Genomic DNA, 18,633 nt, shown 5'->3' with positions numbered 1-18,633 from the left:
CATTCCTCTCAGCGGAGACATTACCAGAATTTGCCGGGTGGTGAAGTACGATGATGAGGCCGCGCGTCGGGAGGCAGTTTACGGTGTACGCATGCGATCTGCAACCGTCGAGGACATACTACAAACCCCTGTGATTTGGGAAACTGCCGTTCGTGCCCTCACGCAAGGTTTCGAACAGGCACTGGGCTGGGAGTTCTCTGAAGGAAATTTGTCCCCGCTCGAGTTGAAAACCAGCCGAGCGTTGATCGAATCGCGCTACGATTCGCAGGAATGGACGCGCCGGATGTGACTTAAAAATCATCCGTCGTCTTGAAGCTGTCGCTTGAGAGTACAGATTAACAGTCAAATGAAGATTTGAAGTTCAGGGTGCTGCTGTCGATTGCGCGGTCGGTGTGGGGCTCGGTGCAGTCGAGGGGTGATTCGCCTCGTCCGTAAATATTACGTCCGAAAAACCCAATGCGTGCAGAAACGAATAGAGGTAGTTTTCAGCGTTGATCGAGGCCTGCTCGAGAATGTTGTCGTCTAGTGCGGCGCGAAGGATTTCCTCCTCGGCGGCTTGCCGCGCTGCCGTCTCGAGATTCACGTCGCCTCGGGTGAAGAAACCTTTCTCGCGATCGTAGATGTAGGATTTGTCGTTATCCAGCGCGGCGACGAAGATTTCGGCTTCGGGAAGCACGATGTAGACTCTCCCCAATTCATCGATCCAGACGCTGTCCAGGTCGATTTTGTCCATATCGACGCCGGCGATGACGTTCCCGTGCGCCACCAACAAGAGCCGGTCCCCGAAGAGAAAGCCGAACGGGCCTTGACCCGTTTCGGCGACGATGATCTTCTCCAGCGAATAATGAATCGTTTCCAGGCGCGCCAACGAACGCACCTCGCGCACGATGGTAACAGGATCGGGAATGATCGTCGGAGTGGGATTTACGATGCGTGCGATCTGAGTCCCGATATCGTGGCGCAGTTCACTCACGGGTGCGGTAATGGCGCGAAAACCGGAGACGATGGCATAACCCACCATGCCGATAACGAGCACGATCACGACGATCGTGATCCAAACGGCCGTCCGCTTCTGCATGGCTGAATTATAACCCAGCTGATTGGTTCTTGTATCCACGTTCCTTCCAAGATACACTGGGAATATGCACGTGATTGCCTTGACGATCGAATTAAACCTGCCTGGCTGCCATTCACTGAAAGATAAACGCAGGCGCATCAAGCCCCTACTCAACCGTCTGAATCGTCAGTTCAACGTATCCACGGCAGAGATCGATCACAACGACCGGCACAGCTCCACCGTCATCGCCTGCGTCGTGGTGAGCAACGATTCCCGACACGCCCAGCGAGTAGTGGCAAAAATTCCGGGCTGGATCGCCAAGTATCGACCGGATCTGCAGGTCATCGATGAAATTCTCACCGTGCTCTGACCTCATCCAATCGGAGGCATGATGGATCTTGGATTGAAAGGAAAAGTCGCCCTGGTTACAGCGGCTTCCCGCGGCCTGGGCAAAGCCGCCGCGGCCGCTCTGGCGCAGGAAGGCGCCAGTGTGGCGATCTGCGCTCGAAGCGATCAATTGGAAATCACGGCCAAGGAGATCGAAAGCGAGACCGGAGCCGAAGTCCTCGCCGTGCGTGCCGATCTCAGCAAGGAAGAACAAATCGATGCATTGGTTGAGCAAACCCTGGCGCGCTTCAGCCGGATCGACGTTCTCATCATCAACGCCGGAGGGCCGCCACCGGGGAACTTCCTCGACTTGCAGCCGAAGGATTGGGAGGCGGCCATCCAACTGACCATCATGAGTGCGGTCCACCTGTGTTACGCCGTCGTGCCCCACATGCTGGAGCGAGGTTCCGGCAGCATCGTCGCCACTCAATCCTATTCCGTCAAACAACCCATCGACCATCTCGTGCTCTCGAACTCACTTCGCATGGCGGTCATAGGATTGATGAAATCGTTGGCCAACGATCTGGGTCCACATGGAATTCGGGTAAACAGCATCAATCCGGCGTGGACCTGGACCGCTCGGGTAGAAAGCCTCATGCGGGATCGGGCACAGCGGAGCAGTACTTCCATAGAACAGGAAGCTGCCCGCGTCACACAGGACGTTCCACTCGGTCGAATGGGAACGGAAACGGAATTCGGACGCACGATCGCCTGGCTGGCATCTCCTGCAGCGTCGTTTGTCCACGGGCACGCGCTCATGTTCGACGGGGGAACCGTTAAAGCGGCTTTATAGGTCAACGTTGTGCTTTAAGTAGAATCACGCAGCGGATGCTGCGTGATTCAGAGAGAGAAACGCGGTTGCCAGCCAGCGATTCCAAAGGAGCTGTCTTAGGCGATCTTCTGCTCCTGAAGTACCAGATTACGTCGAACGAGCGTGCGCAGCCGTGAAGCCAACAGACTTGCATGGATGGGCTTGATAAGATAATCGTCCGCTCCAGCATCTAACGCTCGGGCCACACTCGCCGGAGAACCGAGAGCCGAGAGCACCAGTATCGGCACCTCGGAAAACTCGCGAATTCGTTCGCAGACTTCCCAGCCGTCCATCTCCGGCATGAGTAAATCCAAGATTACGACATCGGGGTGTTCGTTACGGCAAAAATTGATGCCTTCTTCGATGATACGAAAAATAGAAAAGTTCCGACGAGGCGCAACGGTGGCGAAATCAGATCCGAAGGGCGGCCAGACAGTCATCCTCTGTCCCCAGTGCAACTACCCAATTCCCACAGACTCCAAAACGTGTTTGGAATGCGGGGTCGACATCGCCATTTATGCTTTGTTGGCCGAAAAAGCGTATCTTGAAGGTCTTCCGGATTCCGCTCCGATCCGCACGACCCCTCCGGCTCTGGTGCCTCGCATCGGTGAATATCTGGTGGGGCAAAAGCTGATTTCAGCCGACAATCTGGAAACCGCCCTCGAAAAACAGAAGGAGAGCACCGCCAGGGGTGAACACCATCTTATCGGGCAGACGCTCCTCCAACTCGGCTTCATCGATCGCAAATCATTGGACAAAGCCATCACGGAACAGATCATCCAACTGCATGCCGCCCTGCAGGAATCGAATCGTACATTGGAACGAAGAGTCCACGAACGAACCGTCGAACTGCGCCGAGCGCTGGAGCGGCTTTCCGAAGTCAATCAGATCAAAGCCAATTTGATTTCCAACATTTCCCACGAACTCCGTACCCCGCTTTCTCACATCAAAGGCTATCTCGAATTGCTTCTCGAGGATCAGATTGGAGAGATCTCGAAAACGATGTGGACGAGGGGATACCTGCCGTGTTTGCCGACCTGGATCGGCTGTTCTGGGTCTTGTTTCAATTGATCGACAACGCAATCAAATTTACGCCTTCCGGGGGAAGCGTACGTCTGTCTGCCAAGCAAGACGATCAACTCGTCATCATCTCGGTCAGCGATACCGGAATCGGGATCCCACCAGACCGAATGGAAGAGATTTTTGAACCTTTCCATCAATTGGACGGTTCCCCGACGCGCCGATACGGTGGGGCGGGACTCGGACTTGCACTGGCGAGGCTGATCATAAACGCCCACGGCAGTGAATTAAAGGTGGAAAGTGAAGAAGGCGAAGGCAGCACTTTTAGCTTCGCGCTCTCCCCCGTAGTGCTACCGTCATGACCGGACCTCTGCCTGCCCCAGAACCACTGACCGTCGGCACGGAATTGAACGCCGTGTATGCAATCGCACGCGTGGTTGCCGAGACCTTCGACACCGAAGCCGGATTGGATGCAGTCTTCCGGCTGGCGCGCACGATCTTCATTTTCGACACAGTCGCGTTGTTACTTCAAAACCAGGAATCCGGTGAATTGGAGCCGATTTACGCACGCGCCCTCGGACGCGGCCGGTCGCAAGAGGAGGATCTGGCCTGGGGTGCACCTGCTGCGGTCGAAGCCTTCCGTCTGGGCCAGACCGTGCTGCGGCAGGAAGACGCCGGCCCGATGGTAAAAAGCCGTGACCGCCGCCGGGATTATCTCGGTCTCCCTCTCGTCGTTTCGGGGCGTCGAGTCGGTGGGCTCACGTTTGGCCGTTTCGGTGGACCATCCTATCCTGCGGAACACATTCGCCTGGCAGAATTCGTTGGTTGGCACGTGGGACAGCTGTTGGAAAATCGCCGCATGGCGCGCCGTATCGCAAACCTGGAAGCGCAGCGCCAGCTGGCGCGTATGCAGGACGAGTTCGTTTCCACGGTGTCTCACGAACTGAGAACGCCGCTCGGCTTCATCAAGGGATACGTAACAACCTTACTGCGCGAGGACACGGAATGGGACGAAGAAACTCGCAAACAGTTCCTTTCGATCATCGACGATGAGTCCGATCGCTTGCGCGAACTCATCGACAACCTGCTGGACTCATCTCGCTTGCAGACCGGAACGCTGAAGATGACCTTCTCCCCCACCCACCTCTCACCCATCCTGAACGACGTCATCCAGCGCACGATATCTTTGTATCCCGAGATGCGACTGACCGCCGAAATGGACGAAGACATTCCCGAGATCGAAATCGACGGAACGCGCATCGCCCAGGTGCTGGAAAATTTCATTACCAATGCCCACAAATATGCCCCCGATTCAGCCGTCAACATCCAGGTCCGGCGAAACGATCAACGTTTGAGGGTGTCGGTGATCGACCAGGGACCGGGCATACCTACAGATCATGTTCCCCACCTTTTTGAGCGCTTCTATCGCGTCCCGGAAACGAGCAGCTCGGTCCGAGGAACGGGTTTGGGGCTGTACATCTGTCGGAAGATCATCGAAGCGCACGGTGGTGAGATCGGTGTGGAAAGCAAACTCGGCCAGGGCTCGAAATTCTACTTTACGCTGCCGATTAACATCAACGGCATAGACCGCGGAGAGAACGAACATGAGTGAAGACAAGAAACAAACCATCTTGGTCGTAGACGATGAACCTCGATACGTTCAACTCGTCGAAGTCAACTTGCGGACCGAAGGATACGAAGTGCGATCGGCAAACGATGGCCAGGAAGCACTGGAAGAAGTCTCGAAGGAACAGCCGGACTTGATCATGCTGGACGTGATGATGCCCGTGATGGACGGCTTCACAGCTTGTGAGAGGATTCGAGAATTTTCATCCGTGCCCATCATCATCCTCACCGCAAAGGGCGAGGAACGGGATCGAGTCCGCGGACTGGATGCCGGCGCCGACGATTACATCGTCAAACCTTTTTCGGCGCAAGAAATGCTGGCACGGGTGCGCGCCGTCCTGCGGCGCGCAGAACGTACGATGGACGAAAGCTTCCATCAACCGATATTCACCCATCACGAACTGACGATCGATTTGCCGCGCGCGTTGGTTACCGTATCGGGCGAACGAGTCTCACTCACGGCGACGGAGTATCGCCTGCTGCAAACTTTTGCGAGTTCCATAGGACAGGTCATAAGTTCTGACGACTTACTTTCGATGGTATGGGGACCGGAATACCAGGACGATAAGGAAATCCTCTGGGTCTGCCTAAGCCGCCTGCGGCAGAAAATCGAACCTGATCCCAAGAATCCGATTCACATTGTCACCCGCCAAGGAATCGGCTATCTTATGCCACCTGAAGATGAATGAGAAAAGCCTTAACTGGGGGAGGCTTCTATCGTCACGATTCCAACCATCCGCGAACCAGGAATCGCCCGGCGCATGTATGCGCTTATTCGATTGACTTCTGCTATAATCGCGGCGATTCACGTCTTGGAGAATGACCATGACCGATTCAGCTGCGCTTACATTGCGAGCGAAAATGCTGGGGGCAATTATACGCGAGGCTCGTACGGAAGCCCATCTAAGCCTCAGCGAAGCCGCAGAAATGATCGGAACCACGAGGGGGATTCTTTCCTCCTACGAACACGGTCGTCGCATCATCTCTTTACCTGAACTCGAACTGCTTGCCTTCCACCTGGACACTCCCCTGGATTCCTTGATCGCCCCAACCGCCCCGGAGAAGGACGAAAGAGACGAGTTCGACCCTGAAGTCTTTCTTTCGCTGCGTCAGCGGATCATCGGTGCGCTCGTTCGGAAGCGTAGAAGCGATACCGGAATGACGATGAAGGCGTTGGCAGAAAGCATAGGAATCTCCTCCAGGAGTATGGGCTCGTACGAACGCGGGGAAAAATCCATTCCCTTCACCGATCTCGAATTGATCGTCGAAGCGTTAGGGCAATCGATCGAGGACTATATCGACGATGAAGGTCCGGTCGGGGAATGGCTCACGACGAACAAGGCATTTAAGAATTTCATGGATTTTTCGCCGGAGATTCGCGAATTTCTTTGTAAGCCCGGCAACGAGACGTACGTACAAATCGCCAAACAACTCAGTGAGATTCCCGTCGAGAAACTGCGCATCCTCGCCGAGACTCTACTCGACATAACTCTATGAAAGAGAGCGAAGCTTCGCCGGAAGAACTCGAAGAACTCGCACTGGAGTCGTATCGCTCGGGTCAATACGAGCGGAGTATCGAACGTTATACCCTCGCCAGAGAGCACTACAGCAAGGATCAAAACTCGAGTAAAGCGGCAGAGATCGCCAATAACTTGTGTGTCGTCTTGCTTGCGGCGAATCAGCCGCAAGCCGCTCTCGAGTTGGTTCGTGACACCCCCGACTATTTCCTCTCGCAAGGCGATGAAAACCGAGCTGCCCAGGCTTCCGGCAATCTCGCTTCGGCGCTCGAAGCCTGCGGCCAAAATTCCGCCGCAGAACATGCCTATCATCAAGCCATCGACTTGTTCGACAAGATCAGCGATTCGGAAAATTATTCCTCCACGCTTCAAGCACTCTCGCGTCTGCAGCTCCGGCAGGGAAAACCGCTCGAAGCGCTCTCCACGATGCAGAGTGGTCTCGAAACGATGCCCAAAGCGCGAGCGCGTGACCGTCTACTGCGTCAATTATTGAAATGGCCATTCCGTTTAATCGGTCGCTGATGCGCATGTTTTGGGCGCCCTGAAACGACGAATTATGAGCAGCCACGCTGCATGGACTTTTCGATCTTCAACGCCAAACGACCACGACGAAGTGCTGCACCTGATCCAAACAGCAGACTATTTGCACCAACATTTCGATTGGGTAGACGCACTTTCACTTCTAGGTCAACCCCCATACGTCATCGCGCTGCATGGAAATCGCGTCATTGGATGTTTGGCCTGTCCTCCGGATCCACCGGAGGTTTCGTGGATACGACTCTTTGCGGTCGGTCTCTCGTACACCCCGTCCGATCTCTGGACTCCGCTCTGGCACGAAGCGGCTCTGCAGGCACGATCCATGAACGTACGTCACGCCGCAGCCCTTCTGTCTGCGGATTGGTTCGCCCCACTACTCGAGAAAACCGGTTTCCGACACAGCAACGATGTCGTCTTCCTCGAATGGCAGCGGCAACCCCTGCCGGCCACTGACCTCACCAGGGGTACGATTCGAACCATGCAGCGAGAAGATCTTCCGAGCGTAGCTGAGCTGGACGAACGCGCCTTTGGGGGTATTTGGCGCTATTCCGAGAAAACGCTGCGCCACGCCTTCCGCCGGGCTTCCGAGGCTCGTGTCATCGAGATCGAAAACCGCATCGCTGCATACCAAATCAGCACCGAATCCCATTACGGCGCACATCTCGCTCGCCTGGCTGTAGATCCGTCCTGGCAGCGGCAGGGTTTCGGCAGAGCGTTGGTCATAGATGCAATCCGGCGACTGATGCGTGCTTCGAAGTGGAAGATGTCCGTGAATACGCAGCTCGATAATACACGCAGTCTACAGCTCTATGAGCAGCTTGGTTTCAATCGGAAAGAACCCAGGCACCCGGTTTACGAGATGGAACTTGACTCATGACGCCGATGATGATTCGATAGAACAAACAACGGAAGGGGAGAGTGATGGAAAGAAAATTTCAGCGGCTTACGGCCAGCGACGGCGTGAAACTGTATTGGCAAGCCTGGGAGCCGGACGGAAACGCCGAGGCGACGGTGTGTTTACTGCATGGGCTCGGAGAGCATGCCGGGCGATACGATCACGTCGCCCGGGCGTTTACGGCAAAGGGGATTGCCTTTCATGCCATCGATTTACGCGGACACGGCAAATCCGAAGGCCCGCGCGGCCATACGCCCAGTTTGGATCAATGGCTCGACGATATCCGGCTGCTCATCGATCACGCAAACGCCGAAAAAGCCCGCTTTCTATACGGCCACAGTCTCGGGGGGCTGCTCGCCCTGCGCTTCGGGCTGCGACCGACCACGCCGCTCACCGGCGTCATCGCCACAGGACCCGCCTTGAGGCGCAAATTTGAGGTGCCAACGCTCAAACTTCTGCTGGGCCGGCTGATGTCGAGGGTATGGCCGACCTTTTCGCAGCACAGCGGTCTTAATCCGCACGATTTATCACGGGACGAGTCCGTCGTACAAGCCTACATCGATGATCCCCTCGTACATGATTGGGCCAGCGCCCGCCTTTTCATTGAAGCAACCCGAGCCGGTGAGGAAACCCTCGCACACGCAGCGGAGTTCCATCAGCCGCTGTTATTGATCTGTGGCCAGGAGGATCACATCATCGACGTCTCCGCGTGTGAAACGTTTTTCGAACAATCGACGAGCGAAGATAAAACCTTACGCATCCTTCCGGGACTGTATCATGAGGTGCACAACGAGCCTGAAAAGGCCGGTGTGATCGAAGAAATCGTGACGTGGGTGGTTCAACGGATATAAATTAACGAAGCATCTACCTCATCGACAATGTAGACAAACTACCTCTTTTATGGCAGGATATTAAACATTGTCTCAACATGGAGTATCGATGAGTAAACGTGCAGATAAAATCGCCCAGAATAGAAAACAGCGAAGCCAAAGGCGCTTGATCGGGCTGTTCATGATCATCGGTGGAGCGCTCATCATTGCAGCATTGCTGATTTGGCCCAGTCTGAACGCCACACAGGACATCAACGTTCCAGCGGCCCGCGAATATCCCTTCGCCGATGGCACTTCGCTCGGAAGCCCAGATGCGCCGGTCGTTATCGAAGACTATTCGGATTTTCTATGCTCGCATTGTCGCGATTTCGACCAAAGTACGCTGCCGCAAATCATCGCCAACTATGTCTCAACAGGCCAGGTGAGAATCGAGTTTCGCCAATTTCCCATTCTCGGCAGCGGGTCGACCGTCGCGGCGAACGCCAGTCTGTGTGCCGCCGAGCAGAATCGTTTTTGGCAATACACCGACCTTCTCTTTGCGAATCAAACCGCCGCCAACTTTTCCTCCGCTCGCTTAATCGCTTTCGCGGAGTCCTTGAATCTCGATCGAGATCAATTCTCGAGTTGTCTGGATGAAGGGCGCTATAATACCAGAGTGGATGCGGAATTCACTGCCGGTAGGGATCGCGGAGTAAATTCGACCCCTACGTTCTTCATCAACGGGCAGGAATTGGTCGGTGCCGCACCTTACGTGGATTTTCAACAAGTTATCGATTCCGCACTGCAGCTCGCGGATTGATCCACCATCCAACGCCGGCCGTAATTCTCAATTTATCAACTCCAACCACTGCGAGGAACGAGAGATATCATCCTTTTCTTCGATCCGCCCGATTTTAGCGATCGTGAAAGATTCCGGGATTCAACCGATCCCCAACGCTTGAAACACGAGCACCAGGATCGGTGCGACAAGCAAAGCCGGGAGTAAATTGCCGGAGCGGATTGGGCGAAGCTCGAGTATCGAACCGATCGACAAACTCAACAGCAGGATCCCGCCCACTGCCGTCAGTTCCGCCAGCATGATATCGCTGAAAAAAGCGGTGGCCTGCGCCGCGAGTAGACTGATTCCCCCCTGATAGAGCAGTATCACGATCACCGAAAACATCACGCCGATACCCAGCGTGGATGCCAAAGCAATCGCAGCGAAACCATCCAGTACGGATTTGATCACGAGCAGGCGGTAATCTCCGGTCAGACCGTCCTGTATCGATCCGAGAATGGTCATGGGACCAACGCAGAAGAGCAGGCTGGCCGAAAGAAACCCGCGCACGAAGCGATTCTCGCCAACCGCCTCACCTTCGCCGGCCGCGAATCTTGCCTCGAGCCACGCTCCGAGCGACTTCAAGCGCCGTTCGATACGCCACCACTCCCCCAGAATCCCCCCGACCAGCAAGCTGATCAGTGGGACGAGCACATTCTCCCCGTCGACTCCCATACTGTCGATGAACAAACTGACGCCAACCGCCATCGTGAAGACCCCCAAACTGGCGATCACGGTTTGCCGTACTCGTTCAGGAAACCGCTGTCCGGATAGAATCCCGATGGTGCTGCCCACGAAGACGCTTGCGATGTTAATCAAGGTTCCGAGCACGAGGTCTACTCTTTCGTCCGCTGCGGTTTCTCGTTGCCGGCCAGATGATCCTCCCACAACATGAGCACGAAACACAGATGGGATAATCTGTTGAGGTAAGCAAGGACCTGGGCGTTGTCGATTTCATTCTCGTGCGATAATTTAGCCACGCTGCGTTCCGCCCTGCGCACGATCGCCCGCGCCAGATCGAGCGCCGTGGCGGCCGGCGAATCTCCAACCAACACAAAATCCTTCTGAATTTCGATCTTCTGCTCGAATCCTGCGATCTCTCGTTCCAACCAGCCAACCCGGTCCTCGTCGATATCTCGGAAACGGGAAGCCGCCGCTTTCGTGGCAGCGAGTTCGGCCATCATGTGGTAGAGGTCTTTTTGAACGGCGCGAATCACATCTTTCGTGTCGTCCGAGAGCGCAAACGAACGCGCCAGCCCCAGCGCGGCAGACGATTCATCGACCGTACCGTAACTGCTCGGTCGAAGGTGATGTTTGGCGACGCGTTCGTCACCGAGTAGATTTGTAAAACCGTCGTCGCCCGTCCGTTTCTCTGAAGACATACGTTGATTATAGCCGGTTTGATCGACCTTGCGTATTTTGCCTATAATGGAAACACTCGGATCGCAACTAGAGGGGGATTGAATATGCTGCAGAAGCTTGGCACTTTTCTCGGAGGACTGCTCAGCGGATTACTCGCAACCGGACTGCTGATCCTGTTCATTTCCGAACCGCGTGGAACGCCCGTAGTTCTGGAGCCGCCGCCGACGCCGGGTCCGATACGAGTTCATGTTGCCGGCGCGGTGGCCAATCCGGGAGTTTACGAATTGCCTGACGGATCGATCGCCCGCCAGGCGATCGAAAAAGCGGGCGGCGCGCTGGACAACGCAGCCATGGATAGGATCAATCTCGCCTCGACTTTGTCGGATGGGGAACAAATCACCGTGCCCATCCAGGTGGATGCCAGCGATCCGACCAGCATTGCGCGCCCCGAAACCAATGCGTCGGCCCATGATTTACTCGACATCAACACGGCAACCGCGCCGGAATTGGAGAGACTCCCCGGCATCGGGCCTAGTCTGGCGCAGAAGATCGTCGAATACAGGGAAAAATATGGTCCCTTCGGGAAAGTCGAGGACATCACACACGTTTCGGGCATCGGATCGGCGAAATTCGACCAAATCCGGGATCTCATCTGCGTTCGCTAGATAAATGATCGAAGGCGAACGATGTGACCAGCAATTCACTTGCTGTTCTGTCTTCGGACGGTATAATGCCAGCGTATGCCGGAATTACCCGAAGTTGAGACTATCGCCAGAATCCTTCGCGAAGGCGATCGTGATCCCTCGTTGATAGGGCAAAGAATTCAACGCGTTTCGCTACACTGGCCGCGCCACATCCAAACGCCGTCGGAATCGACCTTTCGACGGCGTATCCGCAACCGCCTCGTCCGCGACGTCGGGCGCCGGGGAAAATTCATCCACATCCTTCTCGATCGCGGAAACCTGATCATTCACCTGCGCATGAGCGGTGACCTTTCCATCGTGTCGAACGACACACCGCGCGACCAGCACGATCACACTATTTTCTTCCTTGAGAATCATTATCAACTTCGGTTTAATGATGTTAGGAAGTTCGGACGGGTTTATCTCGTGGATGATGAGCAGCAAATTTTCGGAGACCTCGGTCCCGAACCCTTAAGCTCAAGCTTCACCTGGGAACGTTTGATGGAAGACCTGCACAAGAGAAAACGACGCATTAAATCCTTGCTGCTCGACCAGACCTTTCTGGCGGGTCTCGGCAACATTTACACCGATGAAGCTTTGCACCGCGCAGGCGTCCACCCCCTTCGACGCAGCGATTCCCTCGAGCCGGATGAGGTCCAAGCACTCTGGAAGGGGATACGAGATACCTTGAAGAGCGGAATCAGAAGCAACGGCGCCAGTATCGATTGGGTATACCGTGGGGGCGAATTTCAAAACCACTTTCGCGTCTACCAGCGAGCGGGTGAAGCGTGTGCGACTTGCGGTTCGCCGATCGAACGCATGGTAATCGGGCAACGAGGCACGCATTTCTGTCCGAAATGCCAACCGGAGGCAAGTATATGAATCCCGATAACCAGTTGTTGGTCGGCATCGTCATGATGAGCCTCGGGGGTTTCGTTGCCCTGTTGGCGTTCACCATTTTACGAGAGCAGCAAAAAGCCGCCAAGAAGAAAGCCAAAGCGGAGCTGGAGGCGGATGTTGCGGAAGATGATCAGGCGCAGGAAAAACAGCCCAAGGAAGAAGAAGCGGGAAAGGAACAAGACAAGGATTACAAAGAAATCCTCGCCGCCTCGCTCCAGAAGGTAAGGAAATGGGTGCTCGGACACAGTAAGGCTGATGAACCTGCCGAACCTCAAGAAGAGGCCGTTGAAGAACTTGAAGCGGAAACAGAAGTCATCGAAAAAAGCCCACCCACCAGCAACCGAATCAACGTTCTGACGCTTCTGCGCAACGAAGAAAAAGGAAACCTTATCGTAAAGGTCGGCGATCACGAGTACCATTCGTCGCAAGATCTTCACGACTCGCCCGATTGGAGCAGGGTCGAATACGCTGCCGTCGATCTAACCGCATGGCTCAGGGACGTGGAAGATCAAGATCAAGGTATCGAAGCGAAGACGGGCGATATGCTCGAGAGTAAGCCCCGCAGTATGGTTGAACAGATCGACCACTTCCTGCAGCAAAATCTGGCGGAAATTGAAAATGAGCAAAGACGGATCAAATTGTATGAAGGTCCGGACGAAACCGTGCACGTGCTCATTGACAACAACAGCTATGCGATCGAGGAAGTGCCTGATCCAAAAGTAAGCAAGCTGATAAAGGAAGCCGTTTCAAAGTGGGAGGCACTTCAATAGAAAATGCGGATCGATCCCGCACTGTGAGACGTATTCCCGGTGATTCCCCAGCGACAAACTGTCAGCGGTTGATGAAGCCCTGGATGTCCTCGAGCACGAGTTTGGACTGATCCCGGCCGTGTGAAAATCACGAATATGCGGCGTATGTATCACCGACGACGACGTCGTCGTTTTTTCTTTGTACTTCGTGAACCTGAAGTCGAACGTCCAGGGGCGGCCTGTGCAGGCGCGGCAGTTCGTACGCGGAACATCCGCGTGACCACTCCCGCACGCATCGTGGCGAGCAATTCGGCGAACATATCAAACGCGCGGCTCTTGTATTGCACGAGAGGATCGCGTTGAGCGTAGGCTTCCAATCCGATCGATGTACGCAGCGCTTCCATCTGGGTCAGATAATCGATCCAGAGTCCATCGCCCACCGAAAGGATCAGCCTGCGGTGGCTTTCGGTCAACAATCGGCTGCCCAATACGACAGCGATTTGCGCTTGAGATGGCTCGTCCAGGGAGGCAATGGATTGGCCGTTGGCAAGCTTTTCGTAGATTTCATGATCGAGCTCACGCAGCATACTCACTCGAATTGCTTCCTCGTAATCTTCGAATTTGATATGCGCCAGGCGCGTCGATTCACCCTGTCCCAGGCTGCGAATGAGTGCCTGACGTGCGCCTTCAAGATGCGACATGATCTCATCGGTCAAATCTTCGGCGCCGCGGCTGTCCAGATAGTGAGCGGCATAAAATGGATACGTGAGGCGTGCAACGAGCGCCGATTTGCGCTGGTGGGTCTTCTTGTCAAAGTATGCCTGCCGCCCGAAACTCATTCTCACAAGCAAGCGTAGAATTAACGGCTCATCGACCTTTTTCAGGCGTTCCAGAGCGCTGCGCAAGTCGCGCTCCACATCCGCCAGCAAACGCTCCGTCTTACCCAACCCGATACGATCGACGGCGGCCAGGAGTAGTTGGCCGGCTTCGTACCAATCGATCGGGGCCGTTATTTGATATTCCATGTCCAACGCTTCGCCGATCCGGCGTTCAGCAGATTGGACCAAACCCGACCACACACGAATTCCCAGGCCGCCCTCGATCAATTGAGGCACCAATTTACGGAACTTATCGGGATTCTCGCGGATTTGATTCAGGGCGTCCGATTCCATCTTGATGTGTACACCGGTGGCCTTTTCCACCGCCTGTACCAGGGCGTTGGGATTCACATCCTCGCCTGTTTCTTCCGCTTCGAGCAGCGCACCTTCGATCGCCATCTCCGCCATTTCAACACGCTGATCGACTTGATCGTCGAGGCGCTCGAGGGTGCGATCGATCTGCTGTACGACCGCCTGCCGTACATGATCGTGCTGGGTGTTCAAAGCCTGCCGGGCAACCTCCACCAAGGCCTGGAAAAGGGATTCCCCATCCTCGATGTTCCCGAGTTCATCGAGAATAAGCCGCAGCATGTAGGAAGGATAGGCATCAACCGTATCGACGTTCAACGAGGGCTGAATCTCTTCCATCCACGCGAGCAATTTCCAATCACCATCCTCATCATCGAAACGGGATTCCACATGCCGCTCGACTTCGAATCGAAGCATTTCATTAATGTCTTCACTCAAATCGCCCTTGGTGAAAACCCGATCCCGCTGCGAGTAAAACACCTCGCGCTGTTGGTTGAGCACGTCATCGTATTCGAGCAGGTGTTTACGTACGTCGAAATTCGCGCCTTCCACCCTGCCCTGAGATTGCTCGATGACGCGATTTACGATGTTGTGGGCAATCGGCATGGCGTCATCGATGTTCAGGCGCTGCATCAAATTGGAAACCTGGGAACCGCCGAACAAGCGCATCAGGTCATCTTCCAGCGAGAGGAAGAATTGAGACGAACCGGGATCTCCCTGCCGCGCGGCGCGGCCACGCAGCTGATTATCGATCCGGCGTGCTTCATGGCGTACGCAGCCGAGAACGTGTAATCCCCCCGCTTTCAGGACGTGCTCGCGATCGAGGATGAATCGATCGAACGCTTCTACATCCGCCTCGTAGATGCCCATTTCGGAATGGTCTAAATCGGCAAATTCTCGCCGCCATTTTTCCAGGCGTTGGATGTGCGAAGCCTTCCCATAACCCGATCCGGAGCCGGCGCGTAAAAGGTGCGCCATCTCCTCGCGCTCCTCCATCCGGCCCGCCCGTTCGTAGCTGTCGCGCGCTACGCGGGTCACACGCTGGGCGACTTCGTCTGGCAGACTTCCGCCGAGCACGATGTCGACACCTCGACCGGCCATGTTGGTCGCGATCGTAACCGATCCCTTCGCCCCGGCCCCCTCGATGATCTGTGATTCCTCTGTGTGTTTCTTCGCATTGAGTACATTGTGGGAAATCCCGCTGCGCAGCAGCTCGGCAAGGTGTTCGTGATGGTTCGAATCCAGATCGAGAATACTGGCCAACCGTTCGAGGTTTTCCGGACGAGTGGGATTCAAATTGAGGTCTAAATCCCGGGCAAACGAGCGCAAATCGGATGCCCTGAGTTCGTCGAGCGGCTTATTCAGCGGTTCGAGTTCGGCAATCCGCATCCCCTCTGCAGGTATGTCGTTCGCTTCCATGTAGACTCGGCGTAAAATCGAGATCATTGCGGCTCGCTGCAAGGGTTCCGAGCGCAGCCGTTTGGACAGCATTTCCGATAGTTCCACGGACGTCGTGCCGACCAACAGCGGCTGGCCGAGCGTACAACGCTTGAGGATTTCCGAGGTTACGGAACGTAGTTTGGCTTCCTCCGTCCGGTAGACGATGTCCGGATAATCTTTACGCCGCCAGAAAAGCGGTGTTTCATCGGCATCGTCCGCAGCGGCGTAGTAAGAAAATTGATTGCCATTCTCCCGATATTCCACTTCCACGAGATCGGACCCCGGCTGCTCCGCACGGTATTCCAGGTTCATCGGCAGGGGCACGACGTCTACGTTGTAAATCTCGTTGAATTCTTCCGCCTCGGTTAAAGCCGTACCGGTCATGCCGCTGAGTTTGTCGTACTTGCGGAAATAATTTTGCAGCGTAATTGTGGCGTAGGTGACGTTCTCCTGGCGCACGCGGACGCCCTCTTTGGCTTCGACGGCCTGATGGAGGCCATCCGACCACCGGCGTCCGGGCATCAATCTGCCGGTGAACGAATCCACGATAATGACTCGCCCGCCTTGAACGACGTACTCCTTGTTGCGTTTGAACAGGTGTTCCGCCCGGAGTGCTTGCTGGAGATGACCCATTAATCGCGCCTGTTCCGGCGTGATGTCTTCAGGACGGTCGGGATCGCGCAGCGACCTGCCCATGATCTTCTCCGCGTGATCCTCTCCAAGTTCGGTCAACGAGATGCTGCGATCGCGTTCGTTGATCTCGTAATCCTCGGCGTTCATCTGCTTCACCACGGCCGCCATCTGGATGTACATTTCCGGATCTTCCTGTGCGGGCCCGGAAATGATCAGCGGCGTGCGCGCCTCGTCGATGAGGATGTTGTCCACCTCGTCGAGGATGGCGTAGTGATGTCCCCGCTGCGAGCGCGCCTCCAAAGTGCGCGCCATGTTGTCGCGCAGGTAATCGAACCCAAACTCGTTGTTCGTGCCGTAGGTCACATCGGCGGTGTAGGCCAGCTTGCGGTCCACGAGTTCGAGTTGGTGGACGTCTTCCTGCGAGGATTCCTTCTCCGGTGCGTACATCAACGCTTTACGTCCCCCTTCCGAACGCGAGGCGGTCTGCAGCACACCGACGCTGAGGCCGAGAAAATCGAAAATCGGACCCATCCAACGCGCGTCACGGCGGGCAAGATAATCGTTGACCGTGATCAGATGGACTCCCTTGCCGGCCAGAGCGTTGAGATAGATGGGCAGCGTCGCCACGAGCGTCTTGCCCTCACCCGTTTTCATTTCTGCGATTTTACCTTCGTGCAGTACGATGCCGCCGATCAACTGGACATCGTAATGACGCAATCCGACAGTACGCACGGACACTTCCCGTACGACTGCGAAAGCCTCCGCAAGCAGTTCGTCGAGCGTCTCTCCATCTACCAGGCGCGAACGGAATTCATCCGTCTTCGCTCGTAAAGCCTCGTCGGAAAGCGTTTTCATCTCTTTTTCGAGGGCGTCGATCCGGGCCACAGCATCGCTGTAACTCTCGAGCTGCCGCCGGATGGGATCGCCCCCGAAAATGCGCGTAAGCGATTTCAGCATTTTTCGACTCCGTTTGGCATTATAGCATAGCGCCACTCACGCCATGGCGTCCAATTCAATGGGGAAAACTCCGCCGTAAATCCCAATTTCCTACAGGTTGGACCAGAGGATGAAGTGTAAAATGCCCGTACGGTCGTTGAACGGCACCTTGACGCTTCGCCCTGTCCGGCTACAATAACATCAGTTCGGGGCGGTGGCGGAATTGGCAGACGCCGGGGACTTAAAATCCTCTGCTCGCGAGAGCGTGTGGGTTCGAATCCCACCCGCCCCACAAACCATCTAAAGTGATCGACAGAAACAGGGATCAGAATTCAGGTGTGCTCATGTCCCCGCATACCTGCGCAGAAACCTTGATCGACTTCAACGCACAATCTTTCGGTTATTCGGATCTTACGATTCGGTATGCGAAAAAGCCTGCAATCAATCTGCTTTTTTCCTCGATGGACAATCCGACAGCTTTGACGTATTCCTCGAAGTTTTTCAAGCCGAACGCAGTTGGATGACCCCAATGAAACAATCGATCCCAAATACGAATCACATCGAGATCCGGTTCTTCGATGAACAAAATCCCCCCCGGCCGCAATAAACGGCGTATCTCATCGATCACACTTCGCCAAGCAGGGATGTGATGGAGAACACCAAAAACGACGACGGTGTCCCAGCTCCCATCGTCAAATTCACTCAAATCAGAAGCATCACGGACCAGAAACTCACAATTGGGTAGATTGCGTTGCTGTGCAAGTTCGATCTGTTCTGACATCAGGTCGACCCCGACGTACTTCACAGGGTTCAGGGAGAGCAGCAACGCAGCACCATATCCCGAGCCGCATCCGATTTCCAGTATCGATTGATTCTCCTGAGTCAACCCCATACGTTTGAATTTTGGATACTCGATCGTGCGTTGCAGGTAACGGCGTAACGCACTTTGCATTCCCTTGAACTCACGTGGACTCAATCGCATAGTTCCTGTCTCCTTATACTGCCGAGAATCCGCTTCTGGATCATCAAGTACCATCTTCAGCTACAGATTCTACTTGCAGTTATAATAGTTGTTCTATATCTAACTACTAGCTAGTATATATACAACTATGGTTGTGTCAAGATAATCGATCTTCATCCAGCACGGACGAAAAAGGTGCTGCATGATGCTTTATTGAAGGCTCGGGTTTAGATTGGTTTCCTGGCAGGAATTAACGTTGTACAATCGGAAGCAGTTGGCTCTTTC

Annotated in this window: 21 protein-coding genes and 1 tRNA gene; 16 read left to right on the top strand and 6 right to left on the bottom strand. The window is 55.0% G+C overall.

The features are described 5' to 3' along the window. Positions 1-289: hypothetical protein (locus P8Z34_03510; GenBank protein ID MEJ2549733.1), on the top strand; the 289-nt coding region annotated here is incomplete at its 5' end. A 72-nt stretch (positions 290-361) separates the two neighbouring features. Here P8Z34_03510 and P8Z34_03505 read toward each other — a convergent pair. Further along, complete coding sequence (locus P8Z34_03505; GenBank protein ID MEJ2549732.1) at positions 362-1,117, bottom strand: DUF4230 domain-containing protein; 756 nt, start codon at positions 1,115-1,117, stop codon at positions 362-364. Positions 1,118-1,148: 31 nt separating this feature from the next. On the opposite strand from P8Z34_03505, the gene P8Z34_03500 reads away from it, so the two are divergent. Next, the gene (locus P8Z34_03500) at positions 1,149-1,427 is read left to right on the top strand and encodes a DUF503 domain-containing protein (protein MEJ2549731.1); all 279 of its coding nucleotides are present in this window, start codon (positions 1,149-1,151) and stop codon (positions 1,425-1,427) included. A gap of 21 nt (positions 1,428-1,448) precedes the next feature. Further along, complete coding sequence (locus tag P8Z34_03495; protein ID MEJ2549730.1) at positions 1,449-2,237, top strand: SDR family oxidoreductase; 789 nt, start codon at positions 1,449-1,451, stop codon at positions 2,235-2,237. 95 nt (positions 2,238-2,332) lie between these two features. On the opposite strand, the gene P8Z34_03490 is transcribed toward P8Z34_03495, so the two are convergent. After that, positions 2,333-2,695, bottom strand: coding sequence for a response regulator (locus tag P8Z34_03490; protein MEJ2549729.1), 363 nt, complete (start codon positions 2,693-2,695; stop codon positions 2,333-2,335). Here P8Z34_03490 and P8Z34_03485 point away from each other — a divergent pair. From P8Z34_03485 to P8Z34_03445, 9 genes are all read left to right on the top strand, one after another. Continuing rightward, positions 2,658-3,326: a histidine kinase dimerization/phospho-acceptor domain-containing protein gene (locus P8Z34_03485; GenBank protein ID MEJ2549728.1), complete on the top strand. Its 669-nt coding sequence runs from the start codon at positions 2,658-2,660 to the stop codon at positions 3,324-3,326. The genes P8Z34_03490 and P8Z34_03485 overlap by 38 nt on opposite strands. After that, on the top strand, positions 3,281-3,637 hold the full coding sequence (locus P8Z34_03480; protein MEJ2549727.1) for an ATP-binding protein: 357 nt from the start codon (positions 3,281-3,283) through the stop codon (positions 3,635-3,637). The genes P8Z34_03485 and P8Z34_03480 overlap by 46 nt, the downstream gene beginning before the upstream one ends. Continuing rightward, positions 3,634-4,887: an ATP-binding protein gene (locus P8Z34_03475; protein MEJ2549726.1), complete on the top strand. Its 1,254-nt coding sequence runs from the start codon at positions 3,634-3,636 to the stop codon at positions 4,885-4,887. The genes P8Z34_03480 and P8Z34_03475 overlap by 4 nt, the downstream gene beginning before the upstream one ends. Beyond that, positions 4,880-5,590, top strand: a complete 711-nt coding sequence (locus P8Z34_03470) for a response regulator transcription factor (GenBank protein ID MEJ2549725.1) — start codon at positions 4,880-4,882, stop codon at positions 5,588-5,590. The genes P8Z34_03475 and P8Z34_03470 overlap by 8 nt, the downstream gene beginning before the upstream one ends. A gap of 136 nt (positions 5,591-5,726) precedes the next feature. Continuing rightward, positions 5,727-6,398 carry a helix-turn-helix transcriptional regulator gene (locus tag P8Z34_03465; GenBank protein MEJ2549724.1) on the top strand — a complete coding sequence of 224 codons (672 nt, stop codon included), beginning with the start codon at positions 5,727-5,729 and terminating at the stop codon, positions 6,396-6,398. Next, a complete protein-coding gene (locus P8Z34_03460; protein ID MEJ2549723.1) occupies positions 6,395-6,940 on the top strand; it encodes a tetratricopeptide repeat protein in 546 nt (181 codons plus the stop codon). Before P8Z34_03465 ends, P8Z34_03460 begins: the two co-directional genes overlap by 4 nt. 34 nt (positions 6,941-6,974) lie before the next feature. Then, positions 6,975-7,832, top strand: coding sequence for an N-acetyltransferase (locus tag P8Z34_03455; GenBank protein MEJ2549722.1), 858 nt, complete (start codon positions 6,975-6,977; stop codon positions 7,830-7,832). A 44-nt stretch (positions 7,833-7,876) separates the two neighbouring features. Continuing rightward, positions 7,877-8,701, top strand: a complete 825-nt coding sequence (locus P8Z34_03450) for a lysophospholipase (GenBank protein MEJ2549721.1) — start codon at positions 7,877-7,879, stop codon at positions 8,699-8,701. 88 nt (positions 8,702-8,789) lie between these two features. Then, complete coding sequence (locus P8Z34_03445; GenBank protein MEJ2549720.1) at positions 8,790-9,479, top strand: DsbA family protein; 690 nt, start codon at positions 8,790-8,792, stop codon at positions 9,477-9,479. Between the two features lie 120 nt (positions 9,480-9,599). Here the strand turns inward: P8Z34_03445 and P8Z34_03440 are convergent, their stop codons facing one another. Beyond that, the gene (locus P8Z34_03440; GenBank protein MEJ2549719.1) at positions 9,600-10,328 is read right to left on the bottom strand and encodes a DUF554 domain-containing protein; all 729 of its coding nucleotides are present in this window, start codon (positions 10,326-10,328) and stop codon (positions 9,600-9,602) included. Positions 10,329-10,333: 5 nt separating this feature from the next. Further along, complete coding sequence (locus P8Z34_03435; GenBank protein MEJ2549718.1) at positions 10,334-10,879, bottom strand: cob(I)yrinic acid a,c-diamide adenosyltransferase; 546 nt, start codon at positions 10,877-10,879, stop codon at positions 10,334-10,336. Positions 10,880-10,963: 84 nt separating this feature from the next. Here P8Z34_03435 and P8Z34_03430 point away from each other — a divergent pair, with 84 nt between their 5' ends. The 3 genes from P8Z34_03430 to P8Z34_03420 all read left to right on the top strand — a co-directional run bounded on the left by P8Z34_03430 (position 10,964) and on the right by P8Z34_03420 (position 13,212). Further along, the gene (locus P8Z34_03430) at positions 10,964-11,524 is read left to right on the top strand and encodes a ComEA family DNA-binding protein (GenBank protein ID MEJ2549717.1); all 561 of its coding nucleotides are present in this window, start codon (positions 10,964-10,966) and stop codon (positions 11,522-11,524) included. A gap of 75 nt (positions 11,525-11,599) precedes the next feature. Beyond that, positions 11,600-12,424 (top strand): bifunctional DNA-formamidopyrimidine glycosylase/DNA-(apurinic or apyrimidinic site) lyase, encoded by an 825-nt coding sequence (gene mutM, locus P8Z34_03425; protein MEJ2549716.1) that lies wholly within the window; start codon positions 11,600-11,602, stop codon positions 12,422-12,424. Then, entirely contained in the window at positions 12,421-13,212 is a 792-nt protein-coding gene (locus tag P8Z34_03420; GenBank protein ID MEJ2549715.1) for a hypothetical protein, read from the top strand. The genes mutM and P8Z34_03420 overlap by 4 nt, the downstream gene beginning before the upstream one ends. Positions 13,213-13,361: 149 nt before the next feature. Here P8Z34_03420 and P8Z34_03415 read toward each other — a convergent pair whose 3' ends face one another. Continuing rightward, positions 13,362-17,408, bottom strand: coding sequence for a hypothetical protein (locus tag P8Z34_03415; GenBank protein ID MEJ2549714.1), 4,047 nt, complete (start codon positions 17,406-17,408; stop codon positions 13,362-13,364). Between the two features lie 187 nt (positions 17,409-17,595). Between P8Z34_03415 and P8Z34_03410 the strand changes: the two genes are divergently transcribed. Next, positions 17,596-17,679 (top strand) — tRNA-Leu (locus tag P8Z34_03410). 108 nt (positions 17,680-17,787) lie between these two features. Here the strand turns inward: P8Z34_03410 and P8Z34_03405 are convergent. Continuing rightward, positions 17,788-18,369 (bottom strand): class I SAM-dependent methyltransferase, encoded by a 582-nt coding sequence (locus tag P8Z34_03405; GenBank protein ID MEJ2549713.1) that lies wholly within the window; start codon positions 18,367-18,369, stop codon positions 17,788-17,790. Between the last annotated feature and the right edge of the window lie 264 nt (positions 18,370-18,633).

It is taken from the genome of Anaerolineales bacterium, assembly GCA_037382465.1.
GTDB lineage: Bacteria > Chloroflexota > Anaerolineae > Anaerolineales > E44-bin32 > WVZH01.
Note: the sequence above shows the minus strand (reverse complement) of the source record. Positions and strands in the feature narration are given on the sequence as shown.